Source organism: Winogradskyella sp. SYSU M77433 (assembly GCF_029911945.1).
Classification (GTDB): domain Bacteria; phylum Bacteroidota; class Bacteroidia; order Flavobacteriales; family Flavobacteriaceae; genus Winogradskyella.
Genome location: NZ_JARYTG010000004.1, coordinates 354931 through 375645, shown reverse-complemented (window position 1 = coordinate 375645; position 20715 = coordinate 354931). Strand labels below are relative to the sequence as shown.

26 protein-coding genes and 1 other RNA gene are annotated in these 20715 nt (G+C 31.7%); 11 read left to right on the top strand and 16 right to left on the bottom strand.

The window, feature by feature from the left end:
* The first annotated feature begins 63 nt into the window (after positions 1–63).
* Positions 64–885, top strand: coding sequence for a hypothetical protein (locus QGM60_RS10580; protein ID WP_281140209.1), 822 nt, complete (start codon positions 64–66; stop codon positions 883–885).
* Positions 886–1381: 496 nt separating this feature from the next.
* On the opposite strand, the gene QGM60_RS10575 is transcribed toward QGM60_RS10580, so the two are convergent.
* Together QGM60_RS10575 and ssrA are read right to left on the bottom strand one after the other, a co-directional pair.
* Positions 1382–1579 carry a hypothetical protein gene (locus QGM60_RS10575; protein WP_281140208.1) on the bottom strand — a complete coding sequence of 66 codons (198 nt, stop codon included), beginning with the start codon at positions 1577–1579 and terminating at the stop codon, positions 1382–1384.
* 122 nt (positions 1580–1701) lie between these two features.
* Positions 1702–2096: a transfer-messenger RNA gene (ssrA, locus tag QGM60_RS10570) on the bottom strand.
* A gap of 326 nt (positions 2097–2422) precedes the next feature.
* On the opposite strand from ssrA, the gene QGM60_RS10565 reads away from it, so the two are divergent.
* Complete coding sequence (locus tag QGM60_RS10565) at positions 2423–2635, top strand: DUF2945 domain-containing protein (protein ID WP_281140207.1); 213 nt, start codon at positions 2423–2425, stop codon at positions 2633–2635.
* Between the two features lie 109 nt (positions 2636–2744).
* Complete coding sequence (locus QGM60_RS10560; RefSeq protein WP_281140285.1) at positions 2745–3953, top strand: NAD(P)-dependent oxidoreductase; 1209 nt, start codon at positions 2745–2747, stop codon at positions 3951–3953.
* A gap of 1 nt (position 3954) precedes the next feature.
* Here the strand turns inward: QGM60_RS10560 and QGM60_RS10555 are convergent, their stop codons facing one another.
* The 12 genes from QGM60_RS10555 to QGM60_RS10500 form a co-directional block, all read right to left on the bottom strand.
* Positions 3955–5607, bottom strand: coding sequence for a M48 family metallopeptidase (locus tag QGM60_RS10555; protein WP_281140206.1), 1653 nt, complete (start codon positions 5605–5607; stop codon positions 3955–3957).
* 6 nt (positions 5608–5613) lie between these two features.
* Positions 5614–6054, bottom strand: coding sequence for a hypothetical protein (locus QGM60_RS10550; RefSeq protein ID WP_281140205.1), 441 nt, complete (start codon positions 6052–6054; stop codon positions 5614–5616).
* A 113-nt stretch (positions 6055–6167) separates the two neighbouring features.
* Positions 6168–6830 carry a DUF1361 domain-containing protein gene (locus tag QGM60_RS10545; protein ID WP_281140204.1) on the bottom strand — a complete coding sequence of 221 codons (663 nt, stop codon included), beginning with the start codon at positions 6828–6830 and terminating at the stop codon, positions 6168–6170.
* Entirely contained in the window at positions 6793–7191 is a 399-nt protein-coding gene (locus QGM60_RS10540) for a DUF2809 domain-containing protein (RefSeq protein WP_281140203.1), read from the bottom strand. Before QGM60_RS10540 ends, QGM60_RS10545 begins: the two co-directional genes overlap by 38 nt.
* The gene (locus QGM60_RS10535) at positions 7188–7802 is read right to left on the bottom strand and encodes an ElyC/SanA/YdcF family protein (protein ID WP_281140202.1); all 615 of its coding nucleotides are present in this window, start codon (positions 7800–7802) and stop codon (positions 7188–7190) included. Before QGM60_RS10535 ends, QGM60_RS10540 begins: the two co-directional genes overlap by 4 nt.
* On the bottom strand, positions 7799–8311 hold the full coding sequence (locus QGM60_RS10530) for a Coq4 family protein (RefSeq protein WP_281140201.1): 513 nt from the start codon (positions 8309–8311) through the stop codon (positions 7799–7801). The genes QGM60_RS10535 and QGM60_RS10530 overlap by 4 nt, the downstream gene beginning before the upstream one ends.
* Complete coding sequence (locus tag QGM60_RS10525; protein WP_281140200.1) at positions 8308–8625, bottom strand: hypothetical protein; 318 nt, start codon at positions 8623–8625, stop codon at positions 8308–8310. The genes QGM60_RS10530 and QGM60_RS10525 overlap by 4 nt, the downstream gene beginning before the upstream one ends.
* Position 8626: 1 nt before the next feature.
* Positions 8627–10012: a DUF4173 domain-containing protein gene (locus tag QGM60_RS10520; RefSeq protein WP_281140199.1), complete on the bottom strand. Its 1386-nt coding sequence runs from the start codon at positions 10010–10012 to the stop codon at positions 8627–8629.
* Positions 10013–10062: 50 nt separating this feature from the next.
* The gene (locus tag QGM60_RS10515) at positions 10063–10821 is read right to left on the bottom strand and encodes an oxygenase MpaB family protein (protein ID WP_281140198.1); all 759 of its coding nucleotides are present in this window, start codon (positions 10819–10821) and stop codon (positions 10063–10065) included.
* Positions 10822–10877: 56 nt separating this feature from the next.
* Entirely contained in the window at positions 10878–11171 is a 294-nt protein-coding gene (locus QGM60_RS10510; RefSeq protein ID WP_281140197.1) for a transcriptional regulator, read from the bottom strand.
* A 32-nt stretch (positions 11172–11203) separates the two neighbouring features.
* A complete protein-coding gene (locus tag QGM60_RS10505; RefSeq protein WP_281140196.1) occupies positions 11204–11566 on the bottom strand; it encodes a hypothetical protein in 363 nt (120 codons plus the stop codon).
* Between the two features lies 1 nt (position 11567).
* Positions 11568–12179: a hypothetical protein gene (locus QGM60_RS10500; protein ID WP_281140195.1), complete on the bottom strand. Its 612-nt coding sequence runs from the start codon at positions 12177–12179 to the stop codon at positions 11568–11570.
* 108 nt (positions 12180–12287) lie between these two features.
* Between QGM60_RS10500 and QGM60_RS10495 the strand changes: the two genes are divergently transcribed.
* The 3 genes from QGM60_RS10495 (at position 12288) to QGM60_RS10485 (ending at position 13372) form a co-directional block, all read left to right on the top strand.
* A complete protein-coding gene (locus QGM60_RS10495) occupies positions 12288–12641 on the top strand; it encodes a hypothetical protein (RefSeq protein WP_281140194.1) in 354 nt (117 codons plus the stop codon).
* Positions 12638–13027 carry a DUF1801 domain-containing protein gene (locus tag QGM60_RS10490; protein WP_281140193.1) on the top strand — a complete coding sequence of 130 codons (390 nt, stop codon included), beginning with the start codon at positions 12638–12640 and terminating at the stop codon, positions 13025–13027. Before QGM60_RS10495 ends, QGM60_RS10490 begins: the two co-directional genes overlap by 4 nt.
* Positions 13028–13114: 87 nt before the next feature.
* Complete coding sequence (locus QGM60_RS10485) at positions 13115–13372, top strand: hypothetical protein (protein ID WP_281140192.1); 258 nt, start codon at positions 13115–13117, stop codon at positions 13370–13372.
* 17 nt (positions 13373–13389) lie between these two features.
* Here the strand turns inward: QGM60_RS10485 and kdsA are convergent, their stop codons facing one another.
* Positions 13390–14193: a 3-deoxy-8-phosphooctulonate synthase gene (gene kdsA / locus QGM60_RS10480; protein WP_281140284.1), complete on the bottom strand. Its 804-nt coding sequence runs from the start codon at positions 14191–14193 to the stop codon at positions 13390–13392.
* A 47-nt stretch (positions 14194–14240) separates the two neighbouring features.
* Positions 14241–14600 carry a hypothetical protein gene (locus QGM60_RS10475; protein WP_281140191.1) on the bottom strand — a complete coding sequence of 120 codons (360 nt, stop codon included), beginning with the start codon at positions 14598–14600 and terminating at the stop codon, positions 14241–14243.
* A gap of 191 nt (positions 14601–14791) precedes the next feature.
* On the opposite strand from QGM60_RS10475, the gene typA reads away from it, so the two are divergent.
* From typA to QGM60_RS10450, 5 genes are all read left to right on the top strand, one after another.
* Positions 14792–16591 (top strand): translational GTPase TypA, encoded by a 1800-nt coding sequence (typA, locus tag QGM60_RS10470; RefSeq protein WP_281140190.1) that lies wholly within the window; start codon positions 14792–14794, stop codon positions 16589–16591.
* Positions 16592–16699: 108 nt separating this feature from the next.
* Positions 16700–16897 (top strand): hypothetical protein, encoded by a 198-nt coding sequence (locus QGM60_RS10465; RefSeq protein ID WP_281140189.1) that lies wholly within the window; start codon positions 16700–16702, stop codon positions 16895–16897.
* Positions 16898–16900: 3 nt separating this feature from the next.
* On the top strand, positions 16901–18283 hold the full coding sequence (locus QGM60_RS10460; protein WP_281140188.1) for a class I SAM-dependent methyltransferase: 1383 nt from the start codon (positions 16901–16903) through the stop codon (positions 18281–18283).
* Positions 18280–19773, top strand: a complete 1494-nt coding sequence (locus QGM60_RS10455) for a sulfatase-like hydrolase/transferase (RefSeq protein ID WP_281140187.1) — start codon at positions 18280–18282, stop codon at positions 19771–19773. Before QGM60_RS10460 ends, QGM60_RS10455 begins: the two co-directional genes overlap by 4 nt.
* Before the next feature lie 32 nt (positions 19774–19805).
* A complete protein-coding gene (locus tag QGM60_RS10450) occupies positions 19806–20714 on the top strand; it encodes a DUF1574 family protein (protein WP_281140186.1) in 909 nt (302 codons plus the stop codon).
* The last annotated feature ends 1 nt before the right edge of the window (position 20715 follow it).

The following is a 20715-nucleotide window of genomic DNA, read 5'->3' as shown; positions in this document are numbered from 1 at the left end:
TGAATTGTTTTAGAAGTTTTGACAGCGTTTGGTATCAATTAAAAATTTTTAAAACAATTTATTATGAAAAAAAATATTGAAATATCACCAGTGGCATTAGCTGGTTTTTTTGGATGGTTAAGAAGAACTGTCAACAATGTACTTAATGCTGTAGCTGAAGTATCGCATAATCCACTTTTTGTTTTTAATATATTGCAAGATGCATTTGATGGAGGTGGTTTTAATTTAGGCAATGATAATCAAGGTGAATATCTTTTTAGGACAAATAATAACTCAGAGGTTGAACTTACAGCTCAAGATGAGGCAGTACTAGATAATTGGGTCGAGAGTAATTTTAAGCCTTTCTTTTTACCCTATTTCTCAAAGCTAAAAGAGTTTAGTTTGGAATCTCCTACGATTGAAGAATTCTCCTCATTTTACAATGAGGCACATGAATTCATTGCATATTTAAAGTGGTACATAGAAAAACCAGTTAGTGTAGGGTTTAATCAAACATTTAGCACAAATGCTTTGATTGTAAGAAATCAATTTTTACAGATACAAATTGAACTATTAGATGGTGATATCAAAAGTTTCTTAAAGGCCACAAAACTAAATGTGGATAATTATATGGAAACTATAAGTTTATCTACAGCTAAATATGTTGGACTAAATTTCAGCTCACCTAATTTTATTACTTTAAGTGTCAGCAAAATTGATAGTGAGGCAATCAGAAATATTGAAACCAATGAAGTCCAGAACAACAATTCTGTTATCACTTATAGTCAAGAAGTAAATTCTGAAAAGAAATCTTCAGGAGGGACATTATTACTCCTGGCTATTTTAGGATTGAGTGTATTCTTTGCTGTAAATAAGGACAAAGAGAAGAACATGAAAAGGAATTGATTTATTCTATAAGCCTATGAGTTAAAAATCAATTTTTTATAGATACTGTCTTTGCTTGTTGCAACAATTCTACTTTTTTTGTTGCAACAAGTTTTGTTTGTTGTTGCTGTATTTTTTTATTTTTAAGTTATTGAAAATTAGTGATTTGATAACTTTAGCAACAAAGTAGCAACAAAGTAGCAACAAAGTAGCAACAAAGTAGCAACAAAGCAGCAACAAAGCAGCAACAAAGCAGCAACAAGAATATAGTTATTGTAGCAACAAGTTTTTGTTTGTTGTTGCTTTAGTGGTGTGTTTTAAATTAGTTGTTTATAAAATTAAACAACAAAGCAGCAACAAGAATATAGTTATTGTTGCAACAAGTTTTTTCTTTTTGGTATAGTTTTTTGTAATTTTTCTGTACTAGCTTTAGATTTTACATACGGGGAATTCCCATCTGTAAAATTTTCTTCTTCAATTATTGTATCTGGTTTACTTGTAAAATGATCAGGCTTAACTAATTTTGGTTTATAATTGAATAGGTTGTATCAATTAATTCTTCCATTTTGGTTATATTCTTTTTACACAGAGAACTTTCTAAAAAAACGTTTTCTTCTTTTTGATTTTGCAACTGTCGTTTTGCGATTTCAAGATCTTTTTTCTTTTTTAAGAGATTAAGTTCTAGTTTTTTTAAATATTCAATTTTATTATTCATTTTCACTTGATTTAAAGTTGTTTTTTGCGTTAATGAATATATAAAATTCTAAAGAAAATCTGTTAACATTTTTGTCAACGAAAATTGAAAACCCTTGTAATAACAGTATATACAAGGGTTTTTTGTGGAGTCGGAGAGAATCGAACTCTCGTCCAAACAAGTAACCAAAGGGCTTTCTACACGTTTAGTCTTTTCTTATTTTTTCGATGCAAAGCTGGCTAAAGACAGCCTACTTTACACTTAGCTTTTTAATCTCGAAAGGGCATCAAAGCGCTACCCAATCTTGGTTAATTTTTACGATGCCTCTAATAGAAACGCCACTAACCAGGGCTTTTCGGAGACATTTAGCCTTCCTACCTTGTAGGAATGAGCAGAATCTTACTATAATTCAGATTACGCAGCTAAAGCGTAGTTATTCTCGCCGTTTAAAGTTTGGTCTAGCCTTTTACGTGTTTCAAAACCATTACACGACGTGCTTACCATTTAATTAATCTCGCTGTCAAAACCAGTCGACCCCAAAACTTCCTGTGTAGACAGGAATCTGTTAAATGATAAAATAATTTGGGCGTTACTCTACTAGTTTAACTTCGTAGAGTCGGGCTGTCCGCTGTATCTTTTTTACTTGTTCTCGATACGTTTCGCTCAGAAGCGAAACACTCGAACTGACGTAAAAAAGGATGCCGCTTCCATCCCTAACGCACCCACCAATGAACAGTAATCAGTATCCAAAGGTGTGCGAAATTACTAAAATAATTAACTCAAAAGCCGTACCAAGCTTATTTTATTAAATCGTTAAGAAAAATTGTCAGTAATAATCTCTAATTTCAAACAAAACAGATTACAATGATACAGAAAGGAACAAACGTAAAATGGAATTGGGGCAACGGAACGGCCAAAGGTAAAGTAGAAGAAACCTATACCGAAAAGGTAACGAAAACTATAAAAGGTAGCGAAGTAACACGCCATGGCGTGTCTGGCGATAAAGCACTTTACATAAAACAAGATGATGGAGACTACGTCCTTAAAAGCGAAAGCGAAGTAGAACGTATAGATTGATTTGTAAACCCATCTAAATAAACTTATTTTCGTGGCAAATTATTCCGTTTTCGAATTGTAGTCTACTACAACTATAAACAATTAAATGAATAAACAAATCAACATCAGTATGAAATTCGCCATCATAAAAGAACGTAAAAATCCCCCAGACAGACGAGTAGTCTTTTCACCAGAAACTTTAGCAGAAGCCAGAGAAAAATTTCCAGAAGCAGAGTTTGTTGTCGAGTCTTCGGATATACGTGTGTTTCCAGATGAGGCTTATGCTAAATTAGGTTTTACAGTTACAGATGATGTGTCTGATGCTGATGTTATGATTGGTGTAAAGGAAGTTCCGGTTGAAAATTTAATCCCAAATAAAAAGTACTTCTATTTTTCGCATACTATAAAGAAGCAACCTTACAATAGAGACTTGCTAAAGGCTATGCTAGACAAGCATATAGAAATGTACGATCATGAAACGATAGTTCGTGAAAATAACATGCGCTTAATAGGTTTTGGTCGTTATGCAGGTTTGGTAGGTGCTTATAATGGTTTTAGGGCTTTGGGATTACGTGATGGTTTGTTTTCGCTTCCAAAAGTAGAAACACTTGCTGACTTAGAAGAAGTAAAAGCAGAATTGGATAAAATTACCATTCCAAATATAAAAATCTTACTTACTGGAACAGGAAAAGTAGCCTACGGAGCCAAAGAAATTTTAGACCATTTGGGTATAAAACAAGTCAGCGATGCTTTGTATTTAACGTCTGAATTTACAGAACCAGTTTACGTCATGGCAGATGTAATGGAGTATGCAAAACGTAAGGATGGTAAAGTAGGGGACAAGTACAAATTCTATAAAGACCCAACAGGTTACGAAAGTAATTTTATGCCTTACGCAAAGCAAACGGATTACTTTATAGCAGGTCATTTTTATGGTAATAATGCGCCATATTTATTTACAAGAGAAGATGCTAAGCATCCAGAGTTTAGAATCAATTTGGTAGCTGATGTATCTTGCGATATTGATGGACCTGTAGCAAGTACTATTCGTCCTTCAACTATAGCAGATCCTTTTTATGGTTATAATCCGCAAACCGAACAAGAAGTTGCTTTTGATACCAAAGATGCCATAACCGTTATGGCGGTAGATAATTTACCTTGCGAATTGCCAAAAGATGCCAGCGAAGGTTTTGGTGAAACTTTTGTAGAACACGTTATACCAGCATTCTTCAATAATGATGAACGAGGTGTTTTGAAACGCGCAAAAATCACAACAGCTGATGGTAAGTTGACTGAACGTTTTAAATACCTTCAGGGTTATGTGGACGGGAAAGAATAATCTAATCCAGCCCTTTTTGTAATTTTTTATGATAATCTAAAATAACACCAAGATTTTTTTGATCTATGCGATTGCAATGCATAATCGTATTCTCAATATCTGACATTAGTAAGTTAAATCCACCATTTTCAAATATATTTCCTGTACGCTTTTCTATTGTACCACCGTCAATTAATGCTTCTTTTAAAGCGTTAACATTTTCAATATTTGGTAATTCAATGAACTCCATATTGTCAAAATTTTCTAAACTACTATTAAGACTTGTAGCCAAATCGTTAACTCTGTAGCCAAAACGTCTTACATCGTTTTCTGTTAGTTCTTGGGATTGGAGTTGATTTAATTCAGTATAAATAGTGTTTTTAATACCCAGTGCTTTTTTATAAAATGTGATTAGTTCTTGATGCTGTAGATATAGTTTTTTTAAGTGGTCATACTTATCTTGATTTTTTGCAAGAGCAAGGTGAAAAGCACAAAAGTCTTTATCCCATTCACTGAATGTTTCGGTAAATAATTTCTCTCGTTCTGCAACAAGTTCTTCATAACCTTGTTGTACAGTTTTCTTTTTATAAGTTTTACCCTTAAAAGCAAATGAGTTATCTTTAGTAGTGCCTTGTGCAATCTCGTTCGCTTTTAAAATTAGTAATTCAATTTCTTTCACAGGTTGCATTAACTCATCTAACTTACTTTTTAAATGCTCATAACTTGATAATTTAAGCTCTATATTATCTATCTCTTTTTCGATGATATCTAATTCTGGAATATTGATAAATCTATTTTCGAAAGCATTACCAAATTCATCCAACAATTCTTTACCGTGATTTTCTGAAGTAATAAAATTTTCAAACTCTTCAATGCTTGAAAAACTTTCAGCTTTCTTATTGATATACTGTTCGTATATTAATTGAGTCATTTTTTGTTGAAGATTCTCCTTATTATTAAAAAGTAACCAAGGAGAATCTTCATTGATTTCACATGCAACAAATGGTATTTTAGCATTGTCTTGACGCATGTTGTTTGGTGGGTGACTAGCATACATATTTACTTTAGAATGTTCAGAGCCTACAAAATAGGTTTTGCCTCCTCTGTCATCATTTGGTAATGCTTTGAGTAAAGCTGACTGCTGTTCCTTAATACGATCTAAACTAAGGTTGTTATGAGTATATAGATTTTTAGTAAACATTTTTTTTTGAGATGCTAAATAAGCATAGTTTACTGTGTTGTTCCATTTTTCGAAACCGCTGTCTAACTTCCATAATCCAGAAATTATAGCATCACTTCCGGAAGTACTTATAGCCACTTTGTCGGCATTAAACTCCATTTCTCTTGAAAGAGAAGAATACATAATATTAAGAAACTGATAGAATAAATTTAGGATTTGTCTTATCAGCCAAATAATAGGTGTAATAATCCAAGCAGCAAATGATAGTCTTAGGTCGGAGGCTCTCCATTGATCTAAAAGATTATCCCACTTATCTCTTGAGAAAATCATATCATGAATAATTGTATTTGCAGAAATAATATAACTCCCTATTTTCATACTTCGTTGGGAGAAGTGACCAAATTCATGACTCATTACAGCTTTAAACTCCGTTAGGTTTAAACAACTTACTAATCCTAAACCAATGGTGAGTTCTTTTTTAACTGGTAAAAACAAGCTTAGCTACATGTTTGTATAAGATACATAGGCATTAACGTCTGGATCAGCGTAAATAGCTTTAGGTTTTGGTGCACCAGTTTCATCACATATTTTTAAGATGAAACTCCAAAGTTCTGGATAATCTTTTTTGTCCAGTTTTATCCGGTTCTCTCGTTTATGATTTTTAAGCTTAAAAATAAATTTTAAGGTAAAAAAGAAAAGCATTACCGAGCCAGCTATTGCACCTATTTTACCTAAAATAGTTATTTTATTTATGTAACCAATATCATAGGTAAAAGACCAATAGACCAAATAGCCCAAAACAACAACTAATGCTCCGTATAAGATAAAGAATAGAATAATGGATAGTATTGCCAATAAAGCTCTTGTTTGGTAAGAAGTAGGCAACGCAGTTAATTTTTTTGGTAAAACTGTTGGGCTTGGTGGATATAGATTTCCTGTCATGTTATTTAGTTAAGAGACAGAAATATAAGAATTTTTGTACAAGTTTAACCTCTTAATTATTTTTTTAGATTAAAAGCAGTTTATGTAATTAACAAGTGTTGTTATGGATTAGTTTATTCGTTAGTAATGTCAATATATTTTAAAATGTAATATCCAACCAACAAAAAGCTTCCAAAACCCAATGTGAATAGCCATGCACCTGTGTGTTGCATAGGGAAAATTATCATATCTATAATATCGAGGAAAAGATTTTGAGGTTGACTCAAAATTTCCCAGGAATTATAACGTAAAAATCGACCTAGGTAAACACCAAACCCACAAAGAAACATTAAGCTAATGGTGACAAACGAAATCGAAATGCGCTTGAATTTTTGAGAAATTAATCGCTGCATATCCAAAACTGAAAGATAGAATAGAAATAACCCAGTCATAGCAAACGATAATACTACCAAAATATCAAGCCACATCAAATGGTAGGTGCTCTCTTTAAGATGAATAAGATCTGTGACAATATATGGCGCATTGGGCAAAAAGGCTAACCAAATAACAAACCAAACCGTTAACTTTAGTCGACTAAGATTTGGCTTCGTATTTAGGTACATTGTTATGGCAAAAGGAATGATAGCTAAAAAGATATTCCAGATTAAAAATAGAAAGAAGAAGGATTTGTTGAGCTTCATTCGTATCATAAGTGCTATAGCGCTAAAGGCTAATGCTAAAGTTACTAGTGATAAACTTTTAAATTTTGACTGTATGAGTGTTTTTACGTGTTCCATAGTAGTGTTCGATAATTAAAATTGTTGCAATTCCTAAAGTGTAAGCTATTAGATCTTCAACTTGAAATGTATTGCCAAAGATGAGGCTAGCCGTAAAACTATCTTGTAAATTAAAGTAGGTTAAGAAAGGTGTGAGTTGAAGTAGTTCGATTGTGTAAGCAATTACGAGGACGACCAATGCCGAGACCCAAACTTTCAGATTGGTACATCCTCTAATAATTGCATATAATAATATAACGACCAAATAATCGCCAAAGGTGTAGCGGATAAATCCGGTTTTTATAATGAATGCTATAGCTAGCTCAATCAAAAACAATGAATGTGCCAGCACTAGGTAATATTTGTTGAATTGTAGTTTCATTCTATAATTATTTTTTTACCTAAGAATTTTGGTTCTACATTAAAAACTAAGTCCAAGCTTGCTTTTGAACGTGCAAAGTATTCTCTGAAATGGAAATCGTAAACGTCTTTAGCATTGTAGCCAACAGCGTCTATGTCATAATTATTAGCGATATAAATAGCACGTTGGTTATGGAATTTTTGAGAAATAAAAGTGATAGAGGTTTGCCCGAATATCTCTTTGGCTCTAACGACAGAATCTAGCGTTCTAAAACCTGCATAATCCAAGTATATTTTATTTTCAGGAATGCCTTTAGCAATTAAATCTTGTTTGAATGTTGATGGTTCATCATAATATGTAGTGCTATTGTCTCCACTCACCAAAACGTATTCAATTTTACCGGCTTTATATAGTTCTACTGTAGCATCAATTCTATATTTATAATATAGATTTATGGTGCCATCAGTCATGTGTTTTGCAGTTCCAAGTACTAAACCGACTTTGTTTTTAGGAATAGATTCAAGGTTGTCGAATACCTGATTTCTAGTTTTAAAACTCATCCAATGATAAGTTATAAAAACACCTAAAAATAGTAAGACACCTATAAGAATTAACATTTTGAACTTTTTCATAATTGAGTAATGTTTAGTTTCAACGCTTCAGATTTTGAAAAAATAGCTTCTCTGAATTCTACTATAGATACGTTCAAAAGTTTTTTATAGTCGAAATGATGAAATGGATTAGCATTTTTCCCCTTCTTATAAGATGAATAATAATAACCGAAATAATCTGGAAGAATAGCCACGCCGAGAATTACAGCTCCATATAGGTATGGACTTCGTTTACCGTTACCAAAACATAAACATTGTAGCGCAATTTCTTCTTCAACTTCTGTGTTATAACCGCAAAGTACATGATAGCAATCGTGTCGCTCTACTTTTGGAATGAGTTCAAAATTATTACGATCTAAAAACTCCCCAAGATGTCTACCAAAAGATGGTTTAGGAAATTTCAATAAATCATGTTTGGTGATATTCCACGACTCATGGTTTTTGAACAAATTAGTGTATAGACGTTGTGAGTATTCAAAAAGCCAAATTATGATTTGCTTTCTTAAGTTTTTTAGTGGTAGCTTGCTCATGGTAGATTTGGTGTTTTCGGAGTTGAGTTTATTTGTTTTTGGTAACTTTTCAATTCGTATCTCCAGATTAAAAGTGCTATGATGTAAACAGACGAGAAATATTCCCACGCGAGAATGTCGAAATCCATACTCCAGATTAATCCGCTACAAACCATAGTTAAGAGAATGATATAGTAAGGAAAGTATAATCTAAAAACAGCTTGTTTATCTTTAGGATTATTTACTGACCAAAAAATGCAGGATATGCTAATTCTAACTATGGTATAGGTAAATAGTGTTACTATCAAAACGATGATGAAAATTAAACCCTCCATTTTATTCTGAATCAATCTTTAAATTATCGTATTGTAATTCTTGCCATGAGTTGGTTCTAAGCTCGTAGACATAGTTTCTGTATTTTTCTTCGATTTGATTTAAGAAGAAATCACCTAATTCCTTTTGTTCGGATTGATCTTTTAGAATAAGCGCATTGTTATTTGATAATTCAATGAGGTAGCCAACATCCATAGATTTGGCATAGTTGAAATTATAATTAGTAATATGATAGTCCCAGTTTATTGTTGCAGCAATAATTAATACTACAAAAGCAGCTTTTGTATTTAGTCTCAGTAAGTACCAAATATTTTTGATTTTACTGATTTTTAGAAGTGTTGTTATAAGTCCTGTAACCACAAGTATGAGATAAATTAAGACTCCAATTCTCTTATAGGTTAACCCGAAATAATAAATGTATTGCCCATTTTTCATCATGATACTTAATACAAGAATCATATTTAAAGTAATCCATGTAAAGGCGAGTTTCTTTAGAGTTTTGTTTTCGGCAAAGAAGTTGAGGTCACCTCTAAATACATAAAGTAGAATGACTATGGCTATTAATATTGATGCAATTAATGCATTAATGCCACTATGAACTTGAGCCGAAAATACAGAAGCTCTTATATCCATTGAAGAAAAGAGAAATGAAATATCAGTGATTAAGAATAGAACGATAAGCGCATTTAATACCGAAATAAGAACAACACCAAGCTGATTTTCTTGCTTTAGTTTTGGTAACGAAAATTTTGCTGTTTTTTCTAAAGAATTTCCTGTTGTTAAATCGAGTTCTGTGGCAGGTTCAACTTCCACTGGTTTATGAATATTCGCAAATAAATAATACCCTAATCCAGCAAATAAAATCCATTGAATATTAATAAAACTGAAATCAATTTTTGAAATGATATCGCTAAAAAACGGATTGCCGTCTTTGTATAATGCGATAAAGATGATTACAAAGACTAAAGGAATAAAAATGATTTTTAAAAGATGGATGTAATCAATCTTATGTTTTGGTTCTACGGTTTGTGTCTTTTCATTAACTGAAAAGTTTCTGTGAAAAAGACCTGCTATTGTGGTGTAAAGCCCATTTAACCAGTTCACATAAATTGAAGATTTATTTTCAGATAATAAACCAATCAGAGTAAAAAAACATATACAATTGGCAAGAATCGCTACGGACGAATCGTGAAAGAAAACAGCAACACCAGTAATGATGTAGATTGTACCGTAAATTAAAGTTCTAGTGTTCTCAAAGTCTTTTTTATTATTTAAAAACAAAATAGTAACTGTTGTAATGCTGAATAAAAAGAGGTTCAACCCGATGCTTTTATCATAAAACAGTGTGCTGAATAATAATGCTCCGATAAATAAGAATAGTTTTTTCATAGTGATTAATTTAAAGTACTTTGTTTTTCAAAGTAAAAATTTAAAATTTTTTAAATGCTGTTCAATTGTTTGATGTCTTGTTTGTAAGCTGATGGTAATAGTATGTCTTTTACAAGCCCATCAAGCTTTAGTTGCCTGGCGATTTTATATAGAATTATAAGTGGTTTTAAAAATGATATTTTTCTAAACTTAAGCATAGTTCTTACCGTTTGTGGAAGTAAAAGTATCTGAGCTTCAATCAGTAATTTATAGCGAACAGCACCTAAATGTTTGCGGTATTGCTTGTAAAGATCTTTAGTATAAGCTCCATTTTTGAAATTTTGTTCAAGGTGTTTTTGACGTGTCACTGTAAATTCGGAGTAGGTGAGTGGCAAGTTGGTTAAACCCATACGTTGCCCAACTTTGGTGAATACATCCAACACCTCTTGCTTTTGTTTTATTGACAATGGCTGTTCTAAAACTTCATAAGATGTTATAGAATAGTCAATAAGCATAAAAAGTACATCTTTATAGGCCCATTCAGGAATAGCTTTTCCGCGTTTTGCTTCTACTGAATTATGAATGGCAGTCATTTGATCTATAGCTTTTAAAGCAGATGCTTCGTTAGCAAAAACAATAGCTTTGGCATAATTTACGGTAGAAAACAAACGACCTAAAGAATCTTTAGGCAATTTACCTGTAAAATAGAGCCAGTCTACAGCTTTGTTTAGTGCAAATTCAGCCGATGCACCAGCAAACACGAGTAGAATAGTATCACTATTGCCCCAAATGTCTCTAACTATAGAATGTTTGTCTACAAAGTTTCTCATGAAATCAGTTTTATTTAAAATCCACTTTGAATTTCAAAGTAAAAAATCAAAATTTTTTAAGTTTTATTAATTAGTTTTTCAAGTGCTTCAATATGCTTTTTAAATTCAGCTTTACCCAGCTTAGTTGCACTATATCTGGTGTTTGGTTTTCGTCCGATAAACTGTTTTTCAACAGCAATATATTCTGCTTTTTCAAGTGCTTTGGTATGACTCGCTAAATTACCATCTGTGGTACCTAGCAATTCTTTCAACATATTAAAATCGGCATATTCATTTACCATAAGAATAGACATGATACCGAGTCGTATTCTATGATCAAATAATTTATTTATGTTGTTAATTATGCTCATAATATTTCCTGTATAAACAGGAATCTTATTTTCTAGTATGGTTTATTAAATTCACCATCAACTAAAATAGTGTCGTTTAAAATTCTAATATGAATAGCATTTTCAATTTGGTAACCATTGGTATAATAACCAAAGGGTTTTAAAACGGCTTTTTTACTTTCCGAATTTATATATGACATGTAATAACTTCCATCAGTTTTTACCTCATCCATAAAAATAAAGTGTTCTTTTGTTTCACCTTTTTTAAGATTGATGAACTGTTTTTTGGAATCTGGCATTATGTTCAAAGACTCAATGTTGAAATCACTTTCATTGATAATGATAAATTCACCTTTGTTATTATCACAGGAAAATAACAATACACCTAAAAAGAAAAAAAAGAAAATCTTATTCATATTATTTTCTATCATACTTAAAATGCATCCAAGTGCCATATACAATATGCATTACACCAAATCCAAGCGCCCAAAGCCAAAAACCATAACCAGGATAAAGCGTTGCAATGAGCCCCAAAGTTATGTCAATAAAACCTAAATATTTAATATCACCAATACTATACTTGGAGGCGCTCACTAATGCCAAGCCATAAAATATAAGCATTAAACCACCAGTTTGCCCGTATCTTCCTTGATTTAAGATGATAAGGCAATACAAACCACCTACAACGAGCGGAATTAAAAAGTTAATTAATAAGCGACGCGAAGAGCTATCCCATATTTTTTCATCATTTTTTTTAGCTTTTCTTACGGTAAGAATAATTCCGGTAAGAGCACTAAGAAAAGCGACCATTAATAGTATGAACATAGTTGTCCAAAATACCCAACCATGAAAAATATAGAGTTTACCATCACTATAATTCATTACAAGCCAATAGGCAATGGCTGCACCAATTAATGCATAGATGCCTGCCAAAACTCCCGAAAGACCGCTTAGGGAAATAAAACGAGAAGACTTATTCATGAGATTTTTTATCTCAGAGATGTCTTTTAAATAATCTTCGTTGCTCATAATTTAAAGTACTTTGAAATACAAAGTAAATAAATTTATTTAGATAAAACAAAATATTTTTTGATTGAGATTGATTAAATTTATATCAAACAAATAAAATCAAATGTCATGATAGGTTTGCTTTTAACAATTGCCAACATTACCGGAGGAATACTTCTAGGTTTGGCAACATTAGATAAGTGGGATGGGGAAAGTAATTTTTTTAATAAAATAGCAAGCGCGTTGTTGCCTTTTCAAAGCGTTATTGGTGGAGCATTAATTGTTTTACCGATTTTGGTGTTTTGGAGTGGTTGGATTTTTAATATCTTAAGTATTTTAGGAGGTATATTATTGTTGACGCATATGTTTAGCAAAGTCCCTTCACTAGAAGCAGGTTTAAGGAATTTATCGGCTAAATTAATGCCTTTTAAAGCCGTGATAGGCATTATACTTTTAATTGTTGGAATTATTAGATTGTTTTGAATCCAGCTGAGGTATATATACTAAAACAGGAAGAACCTTTTAAAACTATTCTTCTTCAACTTCAAGCTATTATTGAGTCTGTTGCTCCCAATCCAGAATTGTTATTCAAATGGAAAATTCCATTCTACTATAATAATGGTATTCCTTTATGCTTTTTAAATCAATCTAAAGACTATGTGGATTTAGCATTTTGGCATTTTGATCAATTGGATAAATTCAACGAGCATTTTGTTGATGCTAACAGAAAGTCAATTCGGTCGCTTCGTTATAAATCAGTTGAGGGTATCAATGATGAGGTTATTGTTTATGTGCTTCAAAAGCAATTAGAAATAAATGTAAATCCCTTTAAACTTATTCTGAACAAGAATAAAAAAGCTCAAAATTAGGATAAGATCTAGATTTTCTTAATGTTAACTTTTTGTTAATTTAATGTAAACAGCTATCTTGCGCTAGTATCCCTAATTCCCCTTGTAGTGAAAATCCATTGGCATTCAAACACCGATTTGATTGATAGTGCTTTAGAAAATAAAATTCAGTTAGAATTTAATTTTAGACAAAAAATCATTCGTTTTTTTATAGAGAACAATATCAAAGAGTGTTGTACTGACTACAGTTGTTATGTTTTCGATTATTATGTGGATAGTGAAAAAATAGAAATTTCTAAAGAAACACCAGAGCCTTATTATTCAAAACTTGTAAAAATTTGGAAACAATTCCCATTGATGGGATAGTGAAAATGCTTAGATATTTAGAAACTTTGAACAACTTTTCTAATCGCAACCAAATTGGTTAAAAGTCCTTCAAGATTATCTAGATGTAGCATGTTAGCGCCATCGCTTTTGGCATTTGCAGGATCAAAGTGTGTCTCTATAAACAAACCATCTACATTATTAACCACACCAGCTCTGGCAATAGTTTCAATCATGTCTGGTCGTCCTCCAGTAACACCAATAGTTTGATTTGGTTGCTGTAAAGAGTGTGTAACATCTAAAACTGTTGGTGCAAATTTTCGCATGGTTGGAATACCTCTAAAATCTACAATCATGTCTTGGTAGCCAAACATGGTGCCTCTATCGGTTATCCATGCTTTTTCATTGCCAGCATCTTTTACTTTTTGCACAGCATGTTTCATGGATTCAGGACTCATAAATTGTCCTTTTTTAAGGTTAACAACCTTTCCTGTTTCGGCTGCAGCCACTACAAGATCCGTTTGACGGACTAAAAATGCAGGAATTTGTAAAACATCAACATATTCTGCAGCCATAGCGGCATCAGAAATTTCGTGAATGTCGGTAATAGTTGGAACATCAAAAGTATCTGAAACTTTTTTCAAAATTTTCAATGCGTTTTCGTCTCCAATTCCTGTAAAACTATCAATTCTACTACGGTTTGCTTTTTTAAAACTTCCCTTAAAAACATAAGGTATTTGAAGCTTGTCAGTTATAGAAATTACTTTTTCAGCAATGCGAAGCGCCATATCTTCACCTTCGATAGCACAGGGGCCACATAGTAAAAAGAAATTATTAGAATCTGTGTGCTTTAATTTTGGAATTGTTGTCAACTTAAAAGAGTTAAATATTACAGTACAAAGATAACATTTTAAAATACCTTTTTTATACTATTTCTTATCATCCAAAGCGACATCACTAAATTACCAACAACGAATAGACCACCAAAAAAGAAAAATTGTTTCGCGGATTCAGACCAATTGATAATATTCAGTAAATCGAATAAGTAAGCTAAGACCAGATAAGAAGATAGACAAACGAAAATAATGCCAAGAGAGAAATTAAGTTCTCTGTTCGGTTTTATAAGTTGCCATAAAAATGGAATTCCAAACAATAAAATAGGATATGCAGATAGACCTTCGCTCTTATTTATGTCAGTAAACCAATATATGATGATCGATAAAAAATAGAGATAGGGTATAAATTTGGTGTATTTGCTAATTGTATTCATCTGTTTTTTAATTAAGGGTTCAGACGTAAAAGCCCAATTAGCGGTATGTTTAAGGGGATAGGCTTTTAGTTTTTAGTCAATTATTACACTAAGTTACAAACTCAAATTAAGGCTTAATTAAATTATAACATATAATTAACGAAATGAGGAGAATATGATGTACCTTTGCGCGCTTAAAATCAGCATCAGTTATGACTAAGATTAAAAATATTGCAATTATTGCACACGTTGACCACGGTAAGACGACTTTGGTTGATAAGATTATGTACCATTGTCAGTTGTTTAGAGAGAATGAAAACACAGGTGATTTAATTCTTGATAACAATGATTTGGAACGTGAAAGAGGTATTACCATTACTTCAAAAAACGTATCGGTTATTTATCAAGATACTAAGATAAATATCATTGATACACCAGGTCACGCCGATTTTGGTGGTGAAGTAGAGCGTGTTTTAAACATGGCAGACGGTGTACTATTGTTAGTAGACGCTTTTGAAGGGCCAATGCCACAAACAAGATTCGTGTTACAGAAAGCGATTGACCTTGGTCTAAAACCATGTGTTGTTGTAAACAAGGTGGATAAAGAAAACTGTACTCCTGATGAAGTTCATGAAAAAGTATTTGATCTTATGTTTGAACTTGGTGCTGAAGAGTGGCAGTTAGATTTCCCAACAGTTTATGGTTCGGCAAAAAATAACTGGATGAGTGACGATTGGCAAAAGCCAACAGAGAATATTGAGCCATTATTAGATATGGTTATAGAACATATTCCTGAGCCAAAAATTGAAGAAGGAACAACTCAAATGCTGATTACGTCTTTAGATTTCTCTTCTTTCACAGGTAGAATTGCTATTGGTCGTTTAACAAGAGGAACTTTAAAAACAGGACAACCAATTTCTTTGGTAAAAAGAGATGGTGCTGTTGTAAAGAATAAAATTAAAGAACTACATGTTTTTGAAGGTCTAGGACGTTTAAAAGTAGATGAAGTTCAGACTGGTGATATTTGTGCCATTGTAGGTTTAGAAGGTTTTGAAATTGGTGATACCGTTGCAGATTTTGAAAATCCTGAAGGTTTAAAAACCATTGCTATTGATGAGCCAACGATGAGTATGTTATTTACTATTAACGATTCACCTTTCTTTGGTAAGGATGGTAAATTTGTAACGTCTCGTCACATTAAAGAACGTTTAACTAAGGAATTAGAAAAGAACTTAGCATTAAGAGTACAAGATACTGATAGTGCCGATAAGTTCATGGTATTCGGTCGTGGTGTATTGCACTTATCAGTTTTAATAGAAACTATGCGTCGTGAAGGTTACGAGCTTCAAATTGGTCAGCCACAGGTAATCATCAAAGAAATCGATGGTGTAAAGTGCGAGCCTTTTGAAGAAATGACTATTGATTTACCAGAAAACGTATCAGGTAAAGCCATAGAGATGGTAACCATGCGTAAAGGTGAAATGTTAAGTATGGAAGCTAAAGGCGACCGTATGGTTTGCGAATTTATAGTGCCATCTCGTGGTATTATAGGTCTACGTAACCAATTGTTAACTGCAACTGCAGGTGAAGCAATCATGGCACACCGTTTTAAAGAATATCAACCGTTAAAAGGTGGTATTCCAGAGCGTCAGAATGGTTCTTTAGTATCTATGGAAAACGGAACTGCAATTCCTTATTCTATTGATAAATTACAAGAAAGAGGAAAGTTCTTTATCGATCCAGGAGAAGATATTTACGAAGGTCAAGTTATTGGTGAAAACTCTCGTGGTGATGATATGACGGTTAACGTAACAAAAACTAAAAAGTTAAGTAACGTACGTTCTGCAGGTGCCGATGATAAAGCTAAGATTGTACCAGCAATAAAGTTTTCGCTAGAAGAAGCTTTAGAATATATTCAAAAAGATGAATATGTAGAAGTTACACCTAACCATCTTAGAATTCGTAAGATATTCCTTAAAGAGGTAGATCGTAAGCGAAATAAGAGTATATAAGGATTAAAATTATATAGATATTAAAAAGAGAAATGCTTTAAAGTGTTTCTCTTTTTTTATTTAATACCATAACTAAGCAAGTTTTATATCTTTACAAAAAACAAATACATGAATTTTCTTTATTTCGACCCAGGTATAGGGGCTATGATTATCCAGACAATTATAGCGGCAGTAGCAGGAGTGGTTTTATTTTCTAAAAATCTAATGCATAAGATTAAAGTGTTTTTAGGCTTGACAAAGAATTCTGATGATGATGTTTTTGAAGATATTGATGTAAAAGAAAAAGATTCAGAAAATTCTAAATAAAAAATGAATCAGACGGCTCATCCTTCTTCATTCAGAGATCCTTCAGGTTACATTTTATTGGGTGAAAACGAAATCAAAAGAGTTATTAATCCCGTATATTTTAAGCAATATTATGCTTTAAAGGAAACGGGTTTTTATGATAAATTAATAAAAAATGAGTTGATGGTTTCTCATGAGGAGGTTTTTTCATCTAAAGAAAAAATTATTTTAAAAGCTACAAAAGTACCATTTGTAACTTATCCTTATGAGTGGAGTTTTAATATGTACAAAGAAGCTGCTTTACTAACATTAAAACTTCAGAAGTTTAGTTTAGAGCATGGTTTTTCTTTAAAAGATGCATCAGCTTTTAACGTTACATTTCATAATGGGAAAGCAGTTTTTATAGACACGCTTTCATTTGATTTTTATCAAGAGAATTCTCCATGGAGAGCCTATAAACAATTTATCACACATTTTTTTGGACCGTTATTGTTGGCTCATTATCACGGAGCACAACAATTAAAACAAATGCAGACGTTTTTAGAAGGTATACCAGTAAAGACGTTAAGCTCATTGCTGCCCACAAGAACAAAACTAAATCCATTATTATATTCTAATATTCATTTGCTGGCTAAATCTGAAGATAAACATAATGAGAATTATGAAGGTGAGGTGAAAAATGCGGAATTATCTAAAAAAGGACAGCTTAACATTATTAAAAGCCTTTATGGTTTTATAAAAAAGTTAGAATTAAAAGAAAAGTCTGAATGGGGAAATTATTATAGTAAAACAAATTATAGTGATGATGCATTTAATACAAAATCAGAAATAATTAATGACTGGGTTGAAGGAATAACCCCAAATACATTAATTGATATAGGTGGAAATGACGGCACTTTTGTTAGGAAAATTAAAACTTCTTTAGATGTTGCATTAGTCAGTGATATTGATAATAATGCTGTTGATGCAAACTATAAGATAATGAAGTTGAATAAAGAGCAAAACATGCTTCCTCTAATTTTAGATGTCTTAAGTCCATCACCTGCAATAGGACTCAATAATGAAGAACGCGATTCTTTTATAAAGCGTATCGGTGAGTTTTCTCCTGATGTAACTTTAGCTTTAGCTGTAATCCACCATATTTCATTATCAGGTAATGTGCCTTTTGAGAGATCTGCAGATTTTTTCGCTAGATTTTCTAAAAATTTAATCATAGAATTTCCCAAACGTGAAGATTCCTGGGTACAACGCTTATTAAATAATAAGGCAGATTTCAAAGATTACTTTAATTTTTACAATATTGAAAATTTTGAAAAGGCTTATTCTCAAAAGTTTGATATTGTAGAGAAAAAAGCGATTAAGAATTCTGAAAGAGTTATCTACTTATTAAAAAGGAAGGATTTATGAAAATCTCAGAAAGAAAATTTTTTAAAAGACCTGCAAAAGATAATATTTCCCCAAGCTTAATTGTTTTATGTGCTGGTTTATATCCTTTCTTTCACTATTATAGTAGTAATATTTCTGAAGCTACTTCATGGCAGCAATTTGTCTTTTTATTTGGTTTGTGTTTTTTGTTACCACAGATTCTACTGTTTTTAATTCCTCTATTATTAAAAATTAATTTTTTTAAATCACTAAAACCTTTTAGTGTTTCTATTTTAAATAGTACTGTTTTTATTGGATTATTAGGTTTTTTAGCGTTCTATTATAATAAAAAAACGTTACTGCTAGTTCTTGTTTTAGCCTTTGGTGTTGGTTTTTTAATAGCTAAACATATTAAGAAGGTAGTTGTAATTCAATTATTATTTGCAGTGATGGGATTTGTGAGTTTAATTCCGAAACTAGTATTTCATTTTAATCAAAACAACAATACTTGGGCAAAATTATCAATTGAAGAACTACAAACTAAATTAAAAAATAAGCCTAATATTTTTGTAATACAGCCAGATGGTTATGTTAATTTTTCAGAAATTGATAAGCCTCCATACGACTATGATAATTCTGAATTTAAAAGCTGGCTATTATCAGAGGGATTTACCAACTACAAGGGTTTTAGAAGCAACTACTATTCCACATATACCTCAAACTCCTCGATGTTTGCCATGAAGCATCATTACTATTCTAACACTAATAAATCAACTTTAAAAACGCATAAACCTAATGAAGCTATTGTTGGAAAATATAATAATGTGCTTAGTATCTTAAAGCATAATGGTTACAAGTCATATTTAATTACCGACAACTCTTTTTTCTTAATAGACAGACAACCGCTGTCTTATGATTATTGTAATATCGATACAAAATGGATGTCATATCATAATTCAGGTTCTGTAACAGGTGCGGATATAAAGGTAGACTTAAGCAGAGCTCTAGATACCCTCACATCAAAACAAAATTTTATTTTCATAGAGAAGACACTTCCAAGTCATATCATATACAAAGAGAGTTTGTCTAAGGGGAAAAATTCTGAACGTACTAATTATCTTCAAAGATTAGAAGATGCCAATGAGTGGATAAAGTCTTTGATAAATGAGATTAATGTTTTTGATAAAAATGCTTTAGTCATTGTCGTTGCAGATCACGGTGGTTTTGTGGGACTAGATTATACATTGCAGGCTTCAAACAATAAACTAAATAAAACTGAAGCCTTATCTGTATTTAGTAGTTTGTTGAGTATAAAATGGCCAAAGAGTATAAATTTAGATAACGCAACTAATTATACAAGTAATGTAAATTTATTTAGAAATTTGTTCTATGCCTTGAGTAAAAACAAAAGCTTATTAGATAATTTAGAAGGTAATGAAAGTTTTTTGCCTTTAAAAAATGGAGAATACAATGGCTATTATAAATATTTTGATAATGATGGTAATTATGTATTCGAATTGATTTCTGAATGAATTTAGCTAGTATTATAACTTTTTAGTGTAAAATGAAGTTGTTTTTAAGAAAAATATCTCTTTTTGTTTTACCTGTCTTAGTGTCTTTGTTTTGTGTTGAGTATGCAATTAGGTCTTTACCCAACTCTTTTAAACTTAAGAATGAATTTATAGAAAATAGCGGAGGTGAAATAGAGACATTGATATTAGGAAGCTCACATACGTTTTATGGACTTAATCCTAAATGTTTTCAGTCTAAAACCTTCAATTTTGCAAACATATCTCAATCACCAGATGTTGATTTAGCTATTCTAAAGAGTTATGAGGATGAGCTAATAAATTTAAAAACTGTAGTTATAAGATTATCTTATGATACTTTGTTTGAACAATTAAAAAACTCATCAGAAGATTGGAGATTAAAAGATTATAAACTTTATACAGATGTTAATTTTGAATATTTGTTAAAGCATAATTCTGAAATTCTATCAATAGGAACAAGACAGGCTCTTAAGGTGTTGAAGAATAATTATGTAGATGAAGAAAGTCTTCTAAATTGTGATAGTTTGGGCTGGGGAAATGATTTAATTAATAAGCCTAAACTAGACTTAAAAAATGTTGGGCCAATTGCAGCGAAACGTCATACTGCTTCATCATGGGAATTATTAGAAAAGAATGTAGTTGAGTTCGAGAATTTAATTATAAGGTGTAAAAAAAAGAATATTAAAGTTATATTGATTACACCACCATCGTATAACAGTTACTATAACAATTTAGATAAAGCTCAATTAAAAAAAATGTACAAAGTCGGAAGAGAATTGTCTGATAATTATAGTAATTGCTATTATTATGATTTCTTAAAAAGTGAAGACTTTAAAGAGGGTGATTTCTACGACGCAGACCACCTTAACGCATCTGGTGCTAAGAAGTTTTCAAGCATCGTAAACAGCTTAATCGAAAATTAAG

Bases quoted from the DNA above. Each gene is read 5' to 3' on its own strand.
- QGM60_RS10505 (WP_281140196.1), bottom strand. From the start codon at position 11,566: ATGAATAAGATTTTCTTTTTTTTCTTTTTAGGTGTATTGTTATTTTCC.
- QGM60_RS10495 (WP_281140194.1), top strand. From the start codon at position 12,288: ATGATAGGTTTGCTTTTAACAATTGCCAACATTACCGGAGGAATACTT.
- QGM60_RS10450 (WP_281140186.1), top strand. From the start codon at position 19,806: ATGAAGTTGTTTTTAAGAAAAATATCTCTTTTTGTTTTACCTGTCTTA.
- QGM60_RS10560 (WP_281140285.1), top strand. From the start codon at position 2,745: ATGAAATTCGCCATCATAAAAGAACGTAAAAATCCCCCAGACAGACGA.
- QGM60_RS10500 (WP_281140195.1), bottom strand. From the start codon at position 12,179: ATGAGCAACGAAGATTATTTAAAAGACATCTCTGAGATAAAAAATCTC.
- QGM60_RS10535 (WP_281140202.1), bottom strand. From the start codon at position 7,802: ATGAAAAAGTTCAAAATGTTAATTCTTATAGGTGTCTTACTATTTTTA.
- QGM60_RS10575 (WP_281140208.1), bottom strand. From the start codon at position 1,579: ATGAATAATAAAATTGAATATTTAAAAAAACTAGAACTTAATCTCTTA.
- QGM60_RS10455 (WP_281140187.1), top strand. From the start codon at position 18,280: ATGAAAATCTCAGAAAGAAAATTTTTTAAAAGACCTGCAAAAGATAAT.
- QGM60_RS10545 (WP_281140204.1), bottom strand. From the start codon at position 6,830: ATGGAACACGTAAAAACACTCATACAGTCAAAATTTAAAAGTTTATCA.
- QGM60_RS10565 (WP_281140207.1), top strand. From the start codon at position 2,423: ATGATACAGAAAGGAACAAACGTAAAATGGAATTGGGGCAACGGAACG.
- QGM60_RS10530 (WP_281140201.1), bottom strand. From the start codon at position 8,311: ATGAGCAAGCTACCACTAAAAAACTTAAGAAAGCAAATCATAATTTGG.
- QGM60_RS10580 (WP_281140209.1), top strand. From the start codon at position 64: ATGAAAAAAAATATTGAAATATCACCAGTGGCATTAGCTGGTTTTTTT.
- QGM60_RS10510 (WP_281140197.1), bottom strand. From the start codon at position 11,171: ATGAGCATAATTAACAACATAAATAAATTATTTGATCATAGAATACGA.
- QGM60_RS10525 (WP_281140200.1), bottom strand. From the start codon at position 8,625: ATGGAGGGTTTAATTTTCATCATCGTTTTGATAGTAACACTATTTACC.
- QGM60_RS10465 (WP_281140189.1), top strand. From the start codon at position 16,700: ATGAATTTTCTTTATTTCGACCCAGGTATAGGGGCTATGATTATCCAG.
- QGM60_RS10550 (WP_281140205.1), bottom strand. From the start codon at position 6,054: ATGACAGGAAATCTATATCCACCAAGCCCAACAGTTTTACCAAAAAAA.
- QGM60_RS10515 (WP_281140198.1), bottom strand. From the start codon at position 10,821: ATGAGAAACTTTGTAGACAAACATTCTATAGTTAGAGACATTTGGGGC.
- QGM60_RS10520 (WP_281140199.1), bottom strand. From the start codon at position 10,012: ATGAAAAAACTATTCTTATTTATCGGAGCATTATTATTCAGCACACTG.
- QGM60_RS10540 (WP_281140203.1), bottom strand. From the start codon at position 7,191: ATGAAACTACAATTCAACAAATATTACCTAGTGCTGGCACATTCATTG.
- QGM60_RS10475 (WP_281140191.1), bottom strand. From the start codon at position 14,600: ATGAATACAATTAGCAAATACACCAAATTTATACCCTATCTCTATTTT.
- QGM60_RS10460 (WP_281140188.1), top strand. From the start codon at position 16,901: ATGAATCAGACGGCTCATCCTTCTTCATTCAGAGATCCTTCAGGTTAC.
- typA (WP_281140190.1), top strand. From the start codon at position 14,792: ATGACTAAGATTAAAAATATTGCAATTATTGCACACGTTGACCACGGT.